This window comes from Mycobacterium sp. THU-M104, from assembly GCF_049197365.1.
GTDB lineage: Bacteria > Actinomycetota > Actinomycetes > Mycobacteriales > Mycobacteriaceae > Mycobacterium.
Genome location: NZ_JBMIOP010000028.1, coordinates 1 through 18,230, shown reverse-complemented (window position 1 = coordinate 18,230; position 18,230 = coordinate 1). Strand labels below are relative to the sequence as shown.

The following is an 18,230-nucleotide window of genomic DNA, read 5'->3' as shown; positions in this document are numbered from 1 at the left end:
CCGCCGGATGACTGGCACGCGGAACAGCGCTGTCCATTCGGCGCGCAGCCATGGCAGGGTGACAGGCGTGTCCAACATTTCTGAACCGATCGCCGTCGAAGACGACCTGCGCGAAGTCGAAACCCCCAAGGGCGCCCTGCGGTACTACGACTGCGGCCCCGGCTCCCGCCCGGTGCTGCTGTTTCTGCACGGCTCCGGCCCCGGGGTCACCGGCTGGCGCAACTTCCGGGGACTGCTGCCCGGCTTCGCCGAACACTACCGCTGCCTGATCCTCGAGTTCCCCGGCTTCGGCGTCAGCCCGGACGTCGGGGGCCATCCGATGGTGACCGCGCACGGCGCCGTCGTGCCGTTCCTGGACGCGCTCGGCGTCGAGAGGGTCCACGTCATCGGCAACTCGATGGGCGGCGGGGTCGGCATCAACTTCGCGATCCGCAACCCGGACCGCATCGGCCGGCTGGTGACGATCGGCGGGATCGGCACGAACATCTTCAGTGCCAGTCCCAGCGAGGGCATCCGGCTGCTGCAGGAGTTCACCGAGGACCCCACGCGGCAACGGCTGGTGGACTGGCTCAAATCGATGGTCTACGACCAGGCGCTGATCACCGACGAGCTGATCGAGGAACGCTGGCAGCTGGCCACCGACCCGGAGACGCTGGCCGCCGCCCGCCGCATGTACGGCAAGGAGGCGTTCGCCGCCATGACCGCGGCGATGGAGGCCTCCGACCGGCCGATGCCGTGGGCGACCATGCACAAGCTGGCCGCCCCGACGCTGCTGACGTGGGGCCGCGACGACAGGGTGAGCCCTCCCGACATGGCCCTCATCCCGATGCGCACCATCCCCAACGCCGAACTCCACATCTTCCCTAAGTCCGGGCACTGGGCGATGATCGAGGCCAAGGAGGCCTTCGAGAGCACCGTGCTGGCGTTCCTGTCGCGGTAGCGCCGGACCCGGCCCGGCCGGCTGGGCGCGGAATCTCACTCAGTGAGCAGACGTCGAGTGCGCCCGCCGGGCCGAGGCCACCCTGTTCACCAGGGCCGACTCCTGGTATCTGGGCGCCAACGTCCCCGGCAAGCCGCGGGTGTTCATGCTTTTCATCGGCGGGTTCGGGTGTATCTGGAAATCTGCGCCCAGGTCGCCGGGGCCGGTTACACAGGCATCTCGCTGATCAAGGCATCGTGATCCCGGGTCTGCGTGGTCGCGGGGTCATGGTGACCGGGGCCGCGCGAGGCGCCGGTCGCTGCCACTGTGAGCGGTTCGCCGAGGAGGGCGCCGCGTCATCGCGCTGGATGCACCCGCGGCGGCCGCCGACCTTCCCGAGACCGCGTGCGTCCTGATCTGGACAATCCGACCGCAGACGACGCCGAGGTGCTCAGAGCCCGCCACTTGCCACCGGCGCCCTGGGTCGAACCCGTCGATGTCAGCAATGTCGTGCGCGAGGCGTTCGCCGAAGCCGGCAGCGATGTCGTTCGGCTTCTCGACGCGACGGCGTCGAACTCGACGTGTTCGGGCCGCAGTTGCCGTTGTGTCGGCGAGAAATTCGCACATCGATTTCGACCCGATTTCGCCCGCTGATCGGGATCATCAGAGAGTCGGCGCATGGACTGCGGTAAACCATTCAGTAAGCCCACACACGTAAGGACGAGGAAAATGAGTGAACGGGTACTTGACCGGGTCGTGGCGATGGCCGACCAGTTACGCGACCAGGCCGTGGAATCCGAGCGGATCGGCCGGCTCACCGATGACTCGGTGAAGCTGATGAAGGCAGCCGGCCTGATCCGGTTACTGCAGCCCAAGGGCTACCAGGGCTTCGAGGTCCACCCCCGCGAGTTCGCCGAGACGACGATGGCCACCGCGGCACTCGACCCGGCCGCCGGCTGGATCGTCGGCGTGGTGGGCGTGCACCCCTACCAGTTGGCGTACGCCGACCCGAGGGTGCCGGCCGAAATCTGGGCCGACGACGTCGACACCTGGATGGCCTCCCCGTACGCGCCGCAGGGAGTGGCCAAGCCTGTCGACGGCGGCTACCTGTTCAACGGCCGCTGGCAGTTCAGCTCGGGCACCGACCACTGCGACTGGATCATCCTGGGCGCCATGCTCGGTGACGAGAACGGCATGCCGTTGATGCCGCCGCAGATGCTGCACATGATCCTGCCCCGCAAGGACTACGAGATCGTCGAAGACTCCTGGAACGTGGTGGGGCTGCGGGGAACGGGCTCCAAAGACGTCATCGTCTCCGACGCTTTCGTGCCGTCGTACCGGACGATGGACGCGACCAAGGTGATGGACGGCACCGCCCAGCGCGAGGCCGGGATGACCGAGCCGCTGTATCTGATGCCGTGGTCGACGATGTTCCCGCTGGGGATCTCCGCGGCGACCATCGGTATCGCCGAGGGCGCACTGGCCGCGCACCTCGATTATCAGCGGGAGCGGGTCGGCGCCACCGGAACGGCGATCAAGGACGACCCCTACGTCATGTACGCCGTCGGCGAGGCGGCGGCCGACATCAATGCCGCCCGCCAGGAACTGCTGGCCAACGCCGACCGGATCTATGACATGGTCGCCGCCGGCAAGGAGGTGTCCTTCGCCGACCGGGCGGCGGGTCGGCGCACCCAGGTGCGCGCCGTGTGGCGCGCGGTGTCGGCGGTCGACGAGATCTTCGCCCGATCGGGTGGCAACGCCTCGCGGATGGACAAGCCGCTGCAGCGCTACTGGCGCGACGTGCACGTCGGGCAGATGCACGCCATCCACGTCCCGGGCACCATCTACCACGCGTCGGCCCTGAGTTCGCTGGGCGTCGAACCGCCCCAGGGCCCGCTGCGGGCGCTGATCTGAGAGGCCTGCCGCTGTGTCCGACCTGAAAAGCCTTGGCTACGTCACCATTTCGACCAATGAAATCGATCGGTGGCGGCAGTTCGCCTTCGGCGTCCTGGGCTTCGCCGAGGGGAAGGGGCCCGACCCCGCAGCGCTGTATCTGCGGATGGACGAGCGCGCGGCCCGGCTGATCGTGGTGCCCGGGGAGACCGAACGGATCCGGACCGTGGGCTGGGAGGTGCGCGACCACCCCGGCCTGCAGCGGGTCAAAGCCGCCCTCGACGGCGCCGGGGTGGCGTTCAAGCAACTCTCCGACGAGGAGGCCGAGGCCCGCCGCGTCGAGGAGGTGATCACCTTCGAGGACCCCGCCGGCATCACGTGCGAGGTCTTCCACGGCGCCGTGCTCGACCACAGCCCGGTGATCACCCCGTTCGGGGCGAGGTTCGTCACCGGCGACCAGGGCATGGGCCACGTCGTGCTGCCCACCACGGACCCGGGCGGCCTGTTCGACTTCTACACCGAGGTGCTGGGGTTCCGCTCCCGAGGCGCGTTCCGGGTTCCGCTGCCCAAGGAGTTCGGCCCGGTGCGGGTGCGCTTCCTCGGCATCAACGAGCGACACCACAGCCTGGCGATCGTGCCGGCCGCGCACCAGCGCGACCCGCGCCTGGTGCACATCATGGTCGAGGTCGACACCCTCGACGCGGTGGGTCAGGCGCTGGACCGCGTCAACGCCGAGGGCTTCCAGCTCTCCTCCACGCTCGGACGGCACACCAACGACAAGATGGTGTCGTTCTACGTGCGGGCCCCCGGCGACTGGGACATCGAATTCGGCACCGAAGGCATGCGTGTCGACGAAAACTACTACACCGCAGAGGAAATCACCGCCGACAGCTACTGGGGCCACCAGTGGATCGGCGGGATGCCCGCGGCGATGCGGTTATGACACCCGATACCGACGTCACCCCGGTCCCGGCGGCGTCGATCACCTCCTGGGACGACGAGGCCGACGTCGTGATCGTCGGATACGGCATCGCCGGGGCCGCCGCGGCGGTCGAAGCGGCCCGCGCCGGCGCCGACGTCCTGGTGCTCGAACGCACCGGCTCCTGGGGCGGTGCGGCCGCCATGGCCGGCGGCTTCATCTACCTCGGCGGCGGCACGGCGCTGCAAAAGGCTTGTGGCTTAGACGATTCCGTCGACAACATGGCGGCCTTCCTCAACGTCGCGATGGGCCCCGGGGCCGACGCGGAGCGCATCGCCGACTACTGCGCGGGCAGCGTCGCGCACTTCGACTGGCTCGTCGACTGCGGTGTGCCGTTCAAGGCGGAGTCCTTCTCCGAACCCGGCTGGGAGCCGATGGGCGACCAGGGGCTGATGTACAGCGGCGGCGAGAACTTCTACCCGTTCAACACCATCGCCTCCCCCGCCCCGCGCGGGCACGTCCCGCAGATGTCGAACAAGAAGCAGGGTGAGGCCAGCGCGGGCTACATGCTGATGAAGCCGCTCGTCGAGACGGCCACGGCGGCCGGCGCGCGGGCGCTCTACGACGTGCGGGTGCAGCGCCTCATCGTCGAGTCCGACGGCAGGGTGGCCGGGATCCGCGCGCGGCGCTACGGCGCCGAGATCAACGTCCGGGCGCGCCGCGGGGTGGTGCTGGCGATGGGAAGCTTCGCCGACAACGACGCGATGGTGACGCAGTACGCGCCGCGCATCGCCGGGCGCCCGGCCGCCTCCATCGAACAACACGACGGGCAGGGCATCCGGATGGCGCAGGCACTCGGCGCGGACCTGGCCCACATGGACGCCACCGAGGTCGCGATCTTCATCGACCCCCAGCAACTGGTGCGCGGCATCCTGGTCAACGGCCGCGGCCAGCGCTACGTCGCCGAGGACACCTACCCCGGCCGGATCGGACAGCTCACGCTGTACCAGCAGGACAACACCGCCTACCTGATCATCGACGGCGCGGCCCAGGACGAGGCGATGAACTCGTGGTCGCCGAAATTCATGCTGCGGGAAGCGATCTGGGTGGCCGACAGTGTCGCCGACCTGGAACGCGACATGGGCCTGGCGCCGGGCTCGTTGCAGGCCACCGTGGCCGCCTACAACGACGGCGCCGCGCCCGGCGAGGACCCACTGCTGCACAAGAAGCCCGAGTGGCTGCGGCCGATCGGCTCCCCCGTCGGGGCGATCGACCTGCGGGAGAACACCGGCGGGTTCACGCTGGGCGGACTGTGCACCACGCTCGATGCCGAGGTGCTGCATGTCAGCGGCAACCCGACGCGAAGAGGCGCTTCTCGGGTTCGGCTGCGTGGCCGCGCCCATCGGCGGCCCCGGTGAAGCCGTGAAACCGGTGGCTGCAGTCTCGGTGTGCGGACCGATGGGACGCATGAGATTTGACCAGCGTCTCGCCGCTCCGGTGCGCATGACCGCGATGGGTATCCGGTGCAACGTCGACGGCGGCTCGCAGCGGGTCGCTCCTACCCTGCAGCCCCTACGCCCGTTGCTCCCCCAGCGGCCGCAGCAAAACGACGCCGCGCCGCGACCGACTGTCCGGTACACGTGAGCCTCGACCCGCGGATCGCCGAGATCCTCGGACAATTGGACGGCGGGTTCCCTCCCGTGCAGGAGCTGACAGACGCCGAGGCGAGGACACGACACGGTCCCATCACGCAACCGCGTTGACCGCAGTCGACAACCTCGTCTTGAACGCATCCGGAATAGGGACATACCCGTGTTCTGCCAACCCGTCCTGGCCTGTGCTGATGGCGCTCTGGAGAAAAACCTTCACGGCCCTACCGACTTGAGAGTCGGGATATGTGGAGCAGACAATTTCGTAGGTCGCCAGCACGATCGGATAGGAACCGGGGCGGGTCGGCCGATAGAACGAGATCGTGTCGAGAACGAGGTCATTGCCCTTATTGATGAACCCTGCCGAGGTAATCGTCTTCGCCACCGAGTCGGCGCTGATCGCGACGGGATCCGGACCGGCCGACGTGATGATCTTGGCCATGTTCAGGTGCTGCGCCTGCGCGAACGACAACTCGTTGTAGGTGATGGCACCCTCCGTGCGCTTGACGGCCGCGGCGGTGCCGTCGTTGCCCATGGCGCCCTCGCCGACGCCGCCGTTGAAAGTCTTTCCGGCGCCCTTACCCCACGCGTCGCCGCCGGCGGTATCGAGATATTTCTGGAAGTTGTCCGTAGTGCCGGACTGGTCGCTGCGGAAAACGACATGAATCGGCTCGGCAGGCAATCTGGTGGCTGAGCCTGGAGAGCAGCGGTATGCCCGAATATCATTCCGGGTACTTCGTCGGCGCCAGCATCGACACATATTGCCTGCGGCACAAAGGCGAAATTCCTGCACGCTAGGCGGCGTTTCGCTCACAAATTCGTCGGTGGCGCCGCTCCGACCCGCCGACCGGAATCGGGCGCGCCATCGCGTGTGCGCGAGCTCGGCCGCGCCGGCGTCCAGGAGCACCCGCATGCCGAGTCCCTACAGTTACCCGCATGAGAAGTTCGCTGAATGTCTGCAACGAGGGCCCGACGCAGGTATGGACGATCAGCCTGCCGCACGTCGGCAACGCGATCACCGGCACGGAGTTCATCGCCGAATTCGAGGCTGCGGTCGACGCCGCCAACGTCGACACGGCGATCCGCGCCGTGATCCTCACCGGGGAGGGCAAGATCTTCTCGGCGGGCGGCAACGTCAAGGAGATGGCCGATCGTGACGGAATCTTCGGTCTGGACGCCCTAGAGCAACGCCACGCCTACAGCGACGGAGTCCAGCGGATCCCGCGGGCCCTTTCCCGGCTGGAAGTGCCCCTGATCGCCGCGGTCAATGGCGCGGCAGTCGGCGCCGGCTGCGATTTGGCGATGATGTGCGACATCCGAATCGCTTCCGAGCGAGCGTCGTTCGCCGAGAGCTTCGTCCAGCTCGGCCTCATCCCCGGTGACGGTGGCACCTGGTTCCTGCCGCGGGCCGTGGGCTATGCGCGCGCCGCCGAGATGACGTTCACCGGCGACCGCGTCGACGCGGCAACCGCGCTGGATTGGGGCATGGTCAGCCGCGTGGTGGCCCATGACGATCTGCTCCCCCAGGCGCGCGCGCTCGCCGAGCGCATCAGCAAGAACCCCCCACACGCGTTGCGGATGGCCAAGCGCTTGTTGCAGGAGTCGCGCAGCGGAACCCTGGAGTCGACTCTGGGGATGGCCGCGGCCATGCAGCCGTTGGCCCACCGCTCCGCCGAGCACGAGCAGCGCATCGCCACATGGAAGACGCGCTGATGGCGCTCCCCCGCCTGGTGCCGCCCGGCGGCGTCGACGCCGCAACCGAGCGCCTGCGTACCGAGGTGCGCGAGTTCCTCGCCGACCAACTGGCCGCCGGGGCGTTCACCCCCTCGGTCGATGCCTGGCTGACCGGGTGGGATGAGAAATTCACCGCCACTCTGGCCGCGCGCGGTTGGCTGGGAATGACGGTGCCGTCCGAATACGGCGGGCACGGGCGCTCGTTCCTGGAACGCTTCGTCGTGACCGAGGAATTGCTGGCCGCCGGTGCGCCCGTCGCCGCGCACTGGATCGCCGATCGCCAGATCGTGCCGTCACTGCTCAAATACGGCACCGAGCACCAGAAGTCGGAGTTCCTTCCGCGGATCGTTCGCGGCGAGTGCTTCTTCGCCATCGGCATGAGCGAACCCGACTCGGGCTCGGATCTGGCCAGCGTGCGCACCAGGGCCGAGCCCGTCGACGGCGGCTGGTCGCTGACGGGCACCAAAGTCTGGACGTCGGGCGCTCACCTGGCGCACGCGTTCATCGTCTTGGCGCGCACCGCGGCGATGGACCCGGCTCATCGCCACGCCGGGCTGAGCCAGTTCATCGTGAACCTGCGCGGGCCCGGCGTCGAGATCCGCCCGATCGTGTCGATGACCGGAGCACACCACTTCAACGAGGTGATCCTGGATGCGGCGTTCGTCCCCGACGCCATGGTGTTCGGTGAGATCGGCAACGGCTGGCACCAGGTGACCTCCGAGCTCGCTTTCGAACGCAGCGGGCCCGAGCGCTTCTTGTCCACCTTCTCGCTGTTGGCGGCCTGCGCCGATCGCATGGCCTCAAACACCATCGCGCGCGATCCGAATCTGGGGCGACTCGTGGCACGCATCGCCGGCCTGCACCAGATGTCCACCGCGGTGGCCGGCGCGCTGGAACGAGACGAGCCCGCGGACCTACCCGCCGCGGTGGTCAAAGTGCTGGGCACCACCACCGAGGGCGACATCGCGGACTACGCGGACCTGCAGGACTCCCCGGATTCGGTATTCTCCGGCCTGGTACGCGCGGCCGTCGATCAGCGGCCCGGCTTTACGCTGCGCGGCGGCACCAACGAGGTGCTGCATGGCGTGATCGCGCGCGGATTGGGCATGCGATGAACCCCCGGCCCGCAGTTGACGGCGCACTCATCGACATGATGGATGCGGTTTTCGCCGGTCACCGTGAACAGCATCCGCCCACCACGACGGTCCAGCGGGATCCGGACTTGTGGCGGCACCTCGACGAGCTCGGCCTGGTCCGGCTGACCGGCGACGAGCAGCACGGCGGCAGCGGGGCCGGATGGCACGAAGCCGCCGCATTGCTGGCCGCCGCGGTCAGCCACGGAGTTCGAATCCCGTTGGCCGAGCATGATTTATTGGCATGCTGGCTACTGGACGCTATCGGAGTGCCCGCAGACGACGCGGTTCGGACCGTGTGCGTGCTCGACAGACAGGGCGTCGCGACAGAGGTGCCGTGGGCCGCGGCGGCCGACCGGGTGGTGGTCGCGTGGCGAGCCGACGGCCGATACCGCGTCGCCGACGTCGCACGCGAGATGCTCACCATCACCCCGGGTGCCAACCTGATCGGCGAACCACGAGACACGGTGGCCGCCGATCTGGCCCGCCTGGAAGGGATGCCGATTCCCGTTACCCTCATCACCGGGCTACGGCTGAAGTCGGGGCTGGTGCGGGCGATCCAGGTGTGCGCCGCCTTGGACCGGATTCTGCAGCTGTGCGTCGAGCATGCGACCTCACGTGTCCAGTTCGGCGGCCCACTGGCGAAATTCCAGGCCGTGCAACACCTGGTGTCCGGCATCGCCACCGAGGCGGCGCTCGCCCGGGCTACGACCGAGGCAGCGCTGACCGCCGGGATGGCCGGTCAATGGTCGGGACCAGATCTCGGTTTCCTGGTCGCCGTCGCACGCTCGTGTGCCGGCCACGCGACCTCCGTGGTGGTGCGCAACGCCCACCAGGTACACGGGGCCATCGGCACCACCCGTGAGCACCGGTTGCACGAGTTCACCAGAGCCGCTCTCGCGTGGCGCTCGGAGTTCGGCTCGATACGGTACTGGGACGACCGGGTGACCGACGCCGCACTGTACGCCGGCGCCGGCGGACTGTGGAGTCTGATCAGCGACTGATGCGGCGCCGCAAGGCTCGAGCATGCGTCCAACGATGCGGTCAGTGTTGGTCGGTGACCTCGGTATCGGCATCCTGGAACATCTCGGAAACGATGAGCCACGAGCCGTCGGTGTGACGCTGACGTACTCGAATCGAGAAGTCGTCGCGGTCCATCGTGTCCCCGCCGACGAGTCCTTGACCTTTGATCACCAGGTGCGCCACGACGACAACCACCTCTGGTGTCAGAACTTTGAAGCTGGTCTCAGAGATCGACGGCGCCGCGCACGCCTGAAGGACGCGCACGCCTGAAGGACACAATGCCCATCGTCATGTCGTCAGACCACGCGGCCACTATTCGGCCTGGACAATCGTGAGCTCTCCCGCCGTTACGGCGCGCTCGATCGAATGCCCCAAGGCCGAACATGCCAGAAACAGCTCCTGGCGGCTGCCGGCGATGCGATCGGCTTCGCGGCGCTCGGCACACCTTGCCACCGCAGCGGCATCCCACTGCACGCTGGTCTGGTTCCAGCTGCTTTTGCGGACCAGCACCCGTGCACCGCAAGTACGACATGCCACGGGCGCCATCAGCATGTCGTCGAGCCGATCGTCGATCCTGTCGGAGGCAGCCAACCTCGTCACACCGAGCCGGTGGTGGCCGGCTGGGCGGCCATATTCGCCTCGACCTCTTTCATCCACGCCTCGTAGGGCCGGGTGGTATCCAACTCGAACTCGGAGCGGTCCACCATGTCCGGTTCTACGTCGGCGACGTCGACGTAGAACTGCTGGTACCAGCGACGCAGCTGGTAGACCGGCCCGTCCTCCTCGACCAGCAGCGGATTGTCGATGCGCGCCTTGTTCCGCCAGATCTGCACGTCCTGTTCGAAGCCCAGCTTGACGAAGTCGCCGAGGCCGACGGCGGTCTGCATCGCGAGGTCGTCGGGCAGCATGGCCGACTTCTTGACGATGATCCCGTATTGCAGCACAAAGGAATTCGTATCAATCGGATAGTGGCAGTTGATGAGTACCGTGTGGTGATCGGCGTCCGCGTAGTGATAGGTCAGATCGTCGATCATGAAGGACGGACCCAGCACGAGGCCACCGAGGTGGTGCCGAGCATCTGCGCACCCTCGGTGCCGCCGAGATCCGTTCGGCCCGCCGCGAACTCACCAGCACCACCCGGCGCGGGGTGGTGCTGGCCACCGGCGGCTTCGACCACAGCATGGATATGCGATGGAAATTTCAGTCCGAATCGCTGGGCGCCAACCTGAGCCTGGGAGCCGAGAGCAACACCGGCGACGGGATCCGCGCGGCTCAAGAACTCGGCGCGGACATCGATTTGATGGATCAGGCATGGTGGTTCCCCGCCATTGCGCCGCTACCCGGCAAAACGCCGGTGGTCATGCTTGCCGAACGGTCACTACCCGGCTGCCTGATCGTCGACCAGGACGGGCACCGCTTCGTCAATGAGTCGACGGACTACATGTCCTTCGGCCAGCGACTGCTCGAACTGGAACGTGCGGGGACCCCGGTCGAAACGATGTGGATCATCTTCGACCATTAATACCGCAACAGCTACGTCTTTGGCGCCGAGTTGTTTCCGCGGATGCGGATCCCGCAGGCGTGGTACGACGCTGGCATCGCGGTACGGGCCGAAAGCCTTGCCGAGCTGGGCCCACAAATCAACGTCCCGGTGGCCCAGTTCACCGCAACGATGACCCGCTTCAACGACAATGCTTCTGCTGGTGAAGATCTCGACTTCAGTCGGGGCGCAGCGCCTATGACCGGGACTACGGTGACCCGACTGTGACGCCGAACCCGAACCTGCGCCCCTTGGTCAAAGACCCCTTCTACGCTGTGAAGATGGTGCTCAGCGACCTGGGCACCTGCGGCGGGCTCAAGGCCGACGATCGGGCGCGGGTGCTGCGCGAGGACGGCGGCGTCATTGCGGATCTCTACGCAATCGGGAATACCGCCGCCAACGCGTTCGGAACGACGTACCCGGGCGCGAGTGCCACGATCGCGCAGGGACTGGTGTACGGCTACATCGCAGCCCGCGACGCGGCCGGGTGAAGGTCACCCGCAGCAGCACGGCGTGCTTGAGCACCGGAGGGTCCACCGGGGCGTTGTTGGTCCAGTCCGTCACGGCGGCCATCCCGGTCGGCGGGATCTTGTCGAGCCGGCGGCTGCGGGTGCCCTCGTCGCGGTCGACGCGTGAGGTGACCAAACCCAAGCTCTCGAGCTTCTTCAGCTCTCGGGGCCGAGGTCGAAGCGGTCCATCACGTAGACCTGGTTGCGCATCGCGCCGACCTTGTCGGCCGACCACGCGAGGTCGAAATGGTTGGGCGGCATCTTGTACACGCCGTGGCTGAGTTTCCCGGTGAAGTCGGCGAAGTACGCCATCATCGCCGCGGTCGCCTCGGCCTGCTCGTCGAGCGTGCGGGCCGGGGTCACCGGCGAGCCGCGCGTCGACGGTGATGGTGAAGCTGCCGTCGGAGTCCACCTGCATGGTCCGCCCGTTGAGCACGGCGACGGTGCCCATGTGGGCGTCCCAGAGCGTGAAGTAGTTCTCGGTCATGCGGTGCTGGCCGACCCGGCCGTGGATCTCGTAGCGCTCCTCGCCGGATATCGGGATCACTCGGTACGCGCTGTCGGGATTGTCGATGCCCCAGCGTGATCCGGGGATGCGGCGGCCGTCCACGGGGTGGGCCAGCCGGGTGATGCAGCTGACCTTGGGCCGCAGCGTGTCCTGGGTGGAGGACCAGATCGCCGCCGAGAACATCACCTCGGCGAAGGCGTCGTCGAACCGCTCCCGCATTGCGTCGGACGCCTTGGCCCGGCCCAGCCCGGTCTGTCCCACGGTGCGGTAGGCCGCCTTGACCTCTGGGTGCTCGATCAGCTCCAGCGCCGCCAGCTCCTGCTCGTGCTGGGACGCTGTCGCGACGGGGTCGTCAGGCATGCATCTCTACTCGCCGATAGCGAAACCGCTTGTTGCGGTCTCCGCCTCGGCGGTCAGCGGCAGCCCGATGGCGTTGTAGACGCGGGCGACCTGGCCTATCGGGTCGGCCACGGCGTCGTCGAACGCGATGTCGGTGACGCGCGCGGCGTCATCGGTCCATCCGTCGCGGACCGCCATCGCACGGTCGTTGGTCCAGCCCATGCGCTGCAACCATTGCGCACCCACCCGGTGCAGGTCAACCGAATCGGCGTGCATCGCGTGCAGGGTCGCGTTCAGGCCGGCTCCCGACGCGATCGTGGCGCGCGGGTCGCGGTGCATGCGCACGATGCCCGACCGCAGGATGTGGGCCCCGACGGAGTTGAGGTCGGCTCGCGAAACGGCATGGGCGTAGTCGGCCAGCAGCACGCCCGGCGGGCGTGCGAAATCCCCCGGCCCCCAGTCGGTCAGGGCCTCTTTGCGCTGCGCGTCGGCCAGCACGCCGGCGGCATCGAAGGCGTCCGGGTGAGGCACGCGCTCAGAACTTCAGGTGCCGGCTGACGTCGCCGACCTGGTCGACGAACATCGTGCGGGTGTCGAACCACCATGCCCCGTCGACCCGGTGAAAGGTGTCCTTGTAATGCCCGGTCACGATCACCTGCAGCGGCAGCTCGGGGGTGGCCTGGGTGACGCAGTAGTACGACGTGCTGCGGGCGGTGCCCCCGGCTTCGTCGATGTGCAGTTGCACGTTGGTGGTGTTGTGGTGGGTCTTCGGGGTGCCGTCGGAGTAGATGCGGGTCGCCATCTCGTACATCTTCCGCACCGCAGCCGATCCGGTGAACACCGTCTCGGGCGGGCCGTTCTCGACCCCGCAGATGCGGCCGTGGGCGAAGAGGCCCGCGACGGCGTCGAGGTCGCCGGCGTCGATCAGCTCGGCGTAGCGGTAGATCAGGTTGGTGATCTCAATGCCGCTGTCATTCACTCGGGCTCACTCCTGCCTGGCGACCGTCGCAGACCATCGTGGCAGAGCCGGCCTTACTTTCATAGAACCAACCATTACTCTGATCGCGTGGCAGCACCATGGACGCCGGGCCGGCTCGGCGACTTGACCGGCAAACGGGTGATCGTGACCGGCGCGACCAACGGCGTGGGCCTGGGCACGACGCGCGCCCTGGCCAGGGCGGCGCCCAGGTGATCCTGGCCGTACGCAACACCGAAGCTCGCGGTCATGCTGTGGGGGCTCGAGCTGGACCGCCGGCTGCGCGCCGCCGCATCGCCGGTCGTCACCCAGCTCACCCACCCGGGCTGGGTGGCCTCGAACCTGTCGCACCTGTCGGACTCCCCGCTGATGACGCTGGCGCACCGCAGCGTCAAGGCGCTGGCCGACCGGCTGGGCAACGACATCGACCAAGGGGCGGCGCCCACCCTGTACTGCATCAGCGAGCCGGTGCCGCCGGGCAGCTACGTCGGGGTCAGCGGCCGGTTCGGCCTGCGCGGCGGCCCCGTCCTGATCGGCCGCTCGGAGCTGGCGTGCGACTACGACACGGCCGCCCGCCTGGTGGCCTTCGCCGAAAAGGCAACCGGCACAACGATGGAGGTCTAGCCGTGGGTGAATCCGAGCGGGAACTCGCGAACACCGTCGCCGTCGTCACCGGGGCGGGGCGCGGCCAGGGACGCAGCCACGCCGTGGCGCTGGCCGGGCAGGGCGCCGACATCATCGCCGTCGACCTGTGCGCCGACATCGACGCGATCCCCTACCCGCTGGCCACCAAAGCCGACCTCGACGAGACGGTGCGGCTGGTCCGGGCGGCCGGCGGCAGGGCGGTGCCCGTCGTCGCCGACGTCCGCGACCTCGAACAGCTGGAGGCCGGGGTGCGCGCCGGCGTCGACGAGCTCGGCGAGATCGGCATCGTCATCGCCAACGCCGGCGTGGTGGCGATCGGCGACGCCCGGACGCCCGCCGAACCGGTCTTCGACGCGATCGTCGACACCAACCTCAAGGGCGTGTGGAACACGCTGGTGGCCGCGGTGCCGTCGATCGTCCGCAAGGGCCGCGGCGGGTCGGTCGTCCTGGTCAGCTCGTCGCAGGGCCTGACCGGCCGGGGCGGGGACGGCAGCGCCGCCATGTTCGCCTACGCCGCGTCCAAGCACGGTGTCGTCGGGCTCATGCGCTCAGCGGCCAATGCTTATGCACCCCACAAGATCCGGGTCAACTCGGTACATCCGGGCGGCGTCGCGACCCCGATGATCCTCAACGATTTCGTCGTCAAACAGATGACGGAGAATCCCAACCCCGCGCTGTCCCAGACCCTGCTGCCCGACGCGTCGCTGGTCGAACCGCAGGACGTCACCGACGCGGTGCTGTGGCTGGTCGGCCCCCGGGCGCGCTACGTCACGGGCGTGTCGATACCCGTCGACGCCGGCCACGTCGTCATGTAGCGGCCGACGCCGCCGGACGGCTCACTAGAACGTGTTACAGTTTGCCGACCGCGGCCGCCGGTACGGGCATCCCGGCGTCGCGCCGAGGAGGGCGCGCATGAATTGTGCTGTCGGCGAGCCTGTTTGGTCGCTTCGATGAGTGCGACGACGAAGTCGCGGTCGCTGGCCGTCGTCGGTCTCGCCTACGTCGTTGCGCTCGCGGTCGCCGCCGCCTGGCTGGCCTGGGGTCCGACGACGGGCCGGCTGTGGTCGGACACGCTCGTGGCCGACGTCCTGGCCACGGCGGTGGTGTTCGCCTTCAGCCGCGGGTGCCGCAACTCGAGCTGCTACGACGCCTACTGGAGCGTCGTCCCGCCGCTGCTGACGTTCTACTGGTGGAGCCGGGCGGGAACGGATCACCTGCGGTGCTGGCTCGTCGCGGCGCTCGTCCTGGTGTGGGCCGTGCGCCTGACCGCCAACTGGGTCTACGGATTCCCGGGACTGCACCATGAGGACTGGCGCTACCAGATGTTCCGGCAGCGGGCCGGAAGAGGGGAATTCGTCGTCGATCTGGTCGCCATACACCTCATCCCGACCCTGCAGGTCTTCGCGGGCATGCTGCCGGTCTACGTCTGCGTGACGCGTCGAAGCGGTGACCTCGGATGGCTCACGGCGGTCGCGTTCGCGGTCGGTGTGGCGTCGGTGGCCTTCGAGTCCGTCGCCGATGCGCAGCTGCACCGGTTCGTGCGCAGCCGCCGGCCCGGCGATGTGATGGACAGCGGGCTGTGGGGGTGGTCGCGGCATCCGAACTACTTCGGCGAGTTCGGCTTCTGGGTCGCCCTGGCGTTGTTCGGGGTGGCGACCGCGCCGACCGACGCGTGGTGGCTGTTCGCCGGTGCGCTGGCGATGCTGGCGATGTTCCTGGGCGCGAGCATCCCGATGATGGAACAGCGCAGCCTGCAACGCCGGCCGGATTACCAGCGCGTCATCGACCGGGTGTCGCGGTTCATGCCGATGCCGCCGCACCGCGCAGCGACATGAACCGCCGGCGCGTCGTGATCGCCGGTCTGGGCGACGTCGGTGTGCTGGCCGCGATCCGCCTTTCCCGCCACGCCGACGTCACCGGGATCTCGGTCAAACCCGGCCTGGTCAGCGGTCAGGAACTCGGTGTCCGGCTCTCCCGCCCCGCGGACTGGGCCCGCGACTACTGGATCCCGTTCGACCGGTTCCGTCGCCTGCAATCGGTGCGCACGCTTCAGGCCGCGCTGACCGGAGTGGACCTGGCGACCCGCACGGTCATGGGCCGACGCGTCGATGGCACGCCGATCGCCGTCGAGTACGACGCGCTGGTCATCGCCACCGGGGTGACCAACGGGTTCTGGCGCCGGGCCACGCTGCAGTCGGCCGCCGAGATCGGGGCGGACCTGCGTGGCGCGCACGCTCGGCTGGCGGCCGCGGGGTCGGTCATCGTCGTCGGCGGCGGCGTCGCCGCGGTCAGCAGCGCCGCCAACATGGCGACCACGTGGCCCGGCAAGCGCATCGACCTCTACTTTCCCGGCGAGCGGGCCCTACCCGCCTATCACCCTCGGACCTGGCGACGCATCCTGGGCCGGCTGACCGAACTCGGCGTCGGCCTGCATCCCGGACACCGCGCCGAGGTTCCCGACGGCTTCGCCGGCGACGAGATCACCGCCGAGCCGGTCCGGTGGAGCACCGGGCAACCTCCGGCTTGCGCCGCCGCGGTGCTGTGGGCGATCGGGCGGGTGCGGCCCAACACCGGCTGGCTGCCGCCCGAACTGCTCGACGAGCACGGGTTCGTGCGCGTGACGCCGGAACTTCGTGCGGCCGGTCAGCGGGGTGTGTTCGCCGTCGGCGACGTGGCGGCCACCGACCCGCTGCGTAGCTCGGCCCGCAACCGGGGCGACGCGCTGGTGGCCCATAACGTCCGCGCCGAATTCGCAGGCCGGCGACTGCGCGGCTACCGCGCGCCGAGCCGGCGGTGGGGCTCGCTGCTGGGAATCCAGCCCGACGGGCTGGAGGTGTTCCTGCCGAGTGGACAAGCCTTCCGATTACCCCCGTGGTCGGTGGAACGGGTGGTGATGCCGGGATTGGTCCGATGGGGCATGTACCGCGGGGTCCGCGCGAACGACCCGCTCCGCTAGGCGACGCAGCGCACCACCTCCCGGCGAGCAGACGCACAGGTCTCCCCTGTCCGCGGCGTGTCGCGGCGCCTTTGCGTCTGCTCGGCAGCCACCGGTGCGGCACGGCTACGATCGCGTCAATGCGAGTCCGGTCGGATCGGAGAGGGCGAAGCACCGGGTGAGCGATCCTGGGGTCGATGCGTTCGAGAAGCTGGTGGCGCGGCTGACCTATCCGATGTTCGTCGTCACCACGGCAGCCGACGGTGTGACGGCCGACTGCCTGGTGGGCTTCGCCGGGCAGACCAGCATCCACCCGCCGCGCTTTCTGGTGAACCTGTCCACGCGCAACCACACGTTCCGGGTGGACGGCTGCGCGCCACACGACCTGGAAAGCTGGGTGTGCTGGGGTGACGTCCGGGATCTGCAGCCGGGCCACGAGGCCTGAACGATGGGCTCTCCCCTCATGGGCCCGCGGGTGGGCTCCGTCGGCGGCATCACCGAACTGGCCGCTTTCTACGCCGATCCCCCAGACGGCTTGCGCGCCAACATGATCTTCAGCGCCGACGGCGCCGCCGCCTTCGGCGGTCGCGCCGGCCCGCTGTCGTGTCGGACCGATCAGCAGTTGCTGAAGGCCCTGCGCAGCTTCGCCGACGTGGTGCTGGTCGGTGCCGGCACCGCGCGTGCCGAGAACTACGGCCCGGTGCGGCTCACCGAGGCGCAGCGCGCCCGCCGGCTCTCCGAAGGCCGGCCCGAGCCGCCACCGATCGCCGTGATCAGCCGCAGCGGCGACCTGCCGTCCCGGCTGTTCGACGAGCCCGACCGTCCGCCGATCCTGCTCACCTGCGCACCCACGGCGGCCCGGTTCCGCGACGACCGGCGCCGGCGGGTGTTGGTGGCCGGCGAGGACTCGGTGGACGTGCCGCGGGCCCTGGAGCTGCTGCGCGAACGCGGAATGCCTCGCATCCTGTGCGAGGGCGGACCCACGCTGCTCGACGAACTGGTGGAGGCGGACGTGCTCGCCGAGATCTGTGTGACCCTGGCCCCCAACCTCGCCGCGAGCCAGCCGGTGGGCCGGCGGCCGCCGTCACGGCTGCGCGCGCCCGTCACGATGCGGCTCGAACACGCTTTGGTGTGCAAGGACTACCTCTACCTGAAGTACCGGCGCTGAGCTCGCTCGGCATGCAGCGGGCGAGGCCGCTTCCTATGATGGGAAGGTCCGGGCGGAACGTGCATCGCCTCACCTGCGCGGCATCGTCTTGAGTCCATCGCCGTTCACATTCTCCGAGTTCGTAGAGGAGGGCCATCGGCCAGGTGAGCAGTGCACACGACGACAGCGACTACCGAAACCTGGCGGTGAACCGGCTGCGGCCCGACGAGCTCCGGTGGGCCCTGAACCACGATGCCGTGCATGGGATCGCCTACGCGTTCCGGCATCCCGTCGCCGTCGCCGATTCCAGCGACGATCCCGCGGACGACAGGAAAACCTATCTCGTGCGCGTCAGGCGCGA

The 18,230-nt window shown here is 68.7% G+C and carries 15 protein-coding genes and 11 pseudogenes; 18 read left to right on the top strand and 8 right to left on the bottom strand.

The genetic code is table 11. The features are described from left to right. Positions 1-76 precede the first annotated feature (76 nt). The 7 genes and pseudogenes from ACOJVU_RS02655 to ACOJVU_RS02625 all read left to right on the top strand — a co-directional run. The gene (locus ACOJVU_RS02655; RefSeq protein ID WP_421528377.1) at positions 77-940 is read left to right on the top strand and encodes an alpha/beta fold hydrolase; all 864 of its coding nucleotides are present in this window, start codon (positions 77-79) and stop codon (positions 938-940) included. Positions 941-995: 55 nt separating this feature from the next. Then, a pseudogene (locus tag ACOJVU_RS02650) lies at positions 996-1,180 on the top strand (cyclohexanone monooxygenase); the annotation flags it as partial. Between the two features lie 468 nt (positions 1,181-1,648). Further along, positions 1,649-2,833: an acyl-CoA dehydrogenase family protein gene (locus tag ACOJVU_RS02645; protein ID WP_421528353.1), complete on the top strand. Its 1,185-nt coding sequence runs from the start codon at positions 1,649-1,651 to the stop codon at positions 2,831-2,833. Between the two features lie 13 nt (positions 2,834-2,846). Next, positions 2,847-3,755 (top strand): biphenyl-2,3-diol 1,2-dioxygenase, encoded by a 909-nt coding sequence (gene bphC / locus ACOJVU_RS02640; protein ID WP_421528352.1) that lies wholly within the window; start codon positions 2,847-2,849, stop codon positions 3,753-3,755. Beyond that, positions 3,752-5,089: pseudogene (locus ACOJVU_RS02635) on the top strand (FAD-dependent oxidoreductase); the annotation flags it as partial. The gene bphC and the pseudogene ACOJVU_RS02635, both read left to right, overlap by 4 nt. Continuing rightward, positions 5,082-5,375, top strand: a pseudogene (locus ACOJVU_RS02630) (IclR family transcriptional regulator); the annotation flags it as partial. The pseudogenes ACOJVU_RS02635 and ACOJVU_RS02630, both read left to right, overlap by 8 nt. Continuing rightward, a pseudogene (locus tag ACOJVU_RS02625) lies at positions 5,372-5,488 on the top strand (alpha/beta hydrolase); the annotation flags it as partial. The pseudogenes ACOJVU_RS02630 and ACOJVU_RS02625, both read left to right, overlap by 4 nt. On the opposite strand, the pseudogene ACOJVU_RS02620 reads toward ACOJVU_RS02625, so the two are convergent. Beyond that, positions 5,478-6,062 (bottom strand): annotated as a pseudogene (locus ACOJVU_RS02620) (substrate-binding domain-containing protein); the annotation flags it as partial. The pseudogenes ACOJVU_RS02625 and ACOJVU_RS02620 sit on opposite strands and share 11 nt — an antisense overlap. A gap of 254 nt (positions 6,063-6,316) precedes the next feature. Between ACOJVU_RS02620 and ACOJVU_RS02615 the strand changes: the two are divergent. The 3 genes from ACOJVU_RS02615 to ACOJVU_RS02605 are packed head-to-tail and all read left to right on the top strand — an operon-like array spanning position 6,317 to position 9,251. Then, positions 6,317-7,093 (top strand): crotonase/enoyl-CoA hydratase family protein, encoded by a 777-nt coding sequence (locus ACOJVU_RS02615; protein ID WP_421528351.1) that lies wholly within the window; start codon positions 6,317-6,319, stop codon positions 7,091-7,093. Next, the gene (locus ACOJVU_RS02610) at positions 7,093-8,229 is read left to right on the top strand and encodes an acyl-CoA dehydrogenase family protein (RefSeq protein ID WP_421528376.1); all 1,137 of its coding nucleotides are present in this window, start codon (positions 7,093-7,095) and stop codon (positions 8,227-8,229) included. The genes ACOJVU_RS02615 and ACOJVU_RS02610 overlap by 1 nt, the downstream gene beginning before the upstream one ends. After that, positions 8,226-9,251 carry an acyl-CoA dehydrogenase family protein gene (locus tag ACOJVU_RS02605; protein WP_421528350.1) on the top strand — a complete coding sequence of 342 codons (1,026 nt, stop codon included), beginning with the start codon at positions 8,226-8,228 and terminating at the stop codon, positions 9,249-9,251. The genes ACOJVU_RS02610 and ACOJVU_RS02605 overlap by 4 nt, the downstream gene beginning before the upstream one ends. Before the next feature lie 40 nt (positions 9,252-9,291). Here the strand turns inward: ACOJVU_RS02605 and ACOJVU_RS02600 are convergent, their stop codons facing one another. The 3 genes and pseudogenes from ACOJVU_RS02600 to ACOJVU_RS02590 form a co-directional block, all read right to left on the bottom strand. Further along, positions 9,292-9,534, bottom strand: a complete 243-nt coding sequence (locus tag ACOJVU_RS02600) for a hypothetical protein (protein WP_421528349.1) — start codon at positions 9,532-9,534, stop codon at positions 9,292-9,294. A 48-nt stretch (positions 9,535-9,582) separates the two neighbouring features. Beyond that, positions 9,583-9,822 carry a ferredoxin gene (locus ACOJVU_RS02595; protein ID WP_421528375.1) on the bottom strand — a complete coding sequence of 80 codons (240 nt, stop codon included), beginning with the start codon at positions 9,820-9,822 and terminating at the stop codon, positions 9,583-9,585. A 44-nt stretch (positions 9,823-9,866) separates the two neighbouring features. Next, positions 9,867-10,390: pseudogene (locus tag ACOJVU_RS02590) on the bottom strand (3-ketosteroid-9-alpha-hydroxylase); the annotation flags it as partial. Here ACOJVU_RS02590 and ACOJVU_RS02585 point away from each other — a divergent pair. Next, positions 10,382-11,301: pseudogene (locus tag ACOJVU_RS02585) on the top strand (FAD-binding protein); the annotation flags it as partial. The pseudogenes ACOJVU_RS02590 and ACOJVU_RS02585 overlap by 9 nt on opposite strands. On the opposite strand, the pseudogene ACOJVU_RS02580 reads toward ACOJVU_RS02585, so the two are convergent. From ACOJVU_RS02580 to ACOJVU_RS02565, 4 genes and pseudogenes are all read right to left on the bottom strand, one after another. Next, positions 11,300-11,482 (bottom strand): annotated as a pseudogene (locus ACOJVU_RS02580) (PadR family transcriptional regulator); the annotation flags it as partial. The pseudogenes ACOJVU_RS02585 and ACOJVU_RS02580 sit on opposite strands and share 2 nt — an antisense overlap. Continuing rightward, a pseudogene (locus ACOJVU_RS02575) lies at positions 11,482-12,187 on the bottom strand (hypothetical protein); the annotation flags it as partial. The pseudogenes ACOJVU_RS02580 and ACOJVU_RS02575, both read right to left, overlap by 1 nt. Positions 12,188-12,193: 6 nt before the next feature. Beyond that, positions 12,194-12,697 carry a sulfotransferase gene (locus ACOJVU_RS02570; protein ID WP_421528348.1) on the bottom strand — a complete coding sequence of 168 codons (504 nt, stop codon included), beginning with the start codon at positions 12,695-12,697 and terminating at the stop codon, positions 12,194-12,196. A 4-nt stretch (positions 12,698-12,701) separates the two neighbouring features. Next, the gene (locus tag ACOJVU_RS02565; RefSeq protein ID WP_421528347.1) at positions 12,702-13,145 is read right to left on the bottom strand and encodes a nuclear transport factor 2 family protein; all 444 of its coding nucleotides are present in this window, start codon (positions 13,143-13,145) and stop codon (positions 12,702-12,704) included. A gap of 87 nt (positions 13,146-13,232) precedes the next feature. On the opposite strand from ACOJVU_RS02565, the pseudogene ACOJVU_RS02560 reads away from it, so the two are divergent. From ACOJVU_RS02560 to ACOJVU_RS02530, 7 genes and pseudogenes are all read left to right on the top strand, one after another. Then, positions 13,233-13,766 (top strand): annotated as a pseudogene (locus ACOJVU_RS02560) (hypothetical protein). 2 nt (positions 13,767-13,768) lie between these two features. Beyond that, positions 13,769-14,602, top strand: coding sequence for a mycofactocin-coupled SDR family oxidoreductase (locus tag ACOJVU_RS02555; RefSeq protein ID WP_421528346.1), 834 nt, complete (start codon positions 13,769-13,771; stop codon positions 14,600-14,602). A 135-nt stretch (positions 14,603-14,737) separates the two neighbouring features. Continuing rightward, positions 14,738-15,622 carry a DUF1295 domain-containing protein gene (locus ACOJVU_RS02550; protein WP_421528345.1) on the top strand — a complete coding sequence of 295 codons (885 nt, stop codon included), beginning with the start codon at positions 14,738-14,740 and terminating at the stop codon, positions 15,620-15,622. Then, the gene (locus tag ACOJVU_RS02545) at positions 15,619-16,743 is read left to right on the top strand and encodes an FAD-dependent oxidoreductase (protein ID WP_421528344.1); all 1,125 of its coding nucleotides are present in this window, start codon (positions 15,619-15,621) and stop codon (positions 16,741-16,743) included. Before ACOJVU_RS02550 ends, ACOJVU_RS02545 begins: the two co-directional genes overlap by 4 nt. Positions 16,744-16,900: 157 nt before the next feature. Beyond that, entirely contained in the window at positions 16,901-17,167 is a 267-nt protein-coding gene (locus ACOJVU_RS02540) for a hypothetical protein (RefSeq protein ID WP_421528343.1), read from the top strand. Between the two features lie 3 nt (positions 17,168-17,170). After that, a complete protein-coding gene (locus ACOJVU_RS02535; RefSeq protein WP_421528342.1) occupies positions 17,171-17,890 on the top strand; it encodes a pyrimidine reductase family protein in 720 nt (239 codons plus the stop codon). A 143-nt stretch (positions 17,891-18,033) separates the two neighbouring features. Next, positions 18,034-18,230: pseudogene (locus ACOJVU_RS02530) on the top strand (hypothetical protein); the annotation flags it as partial.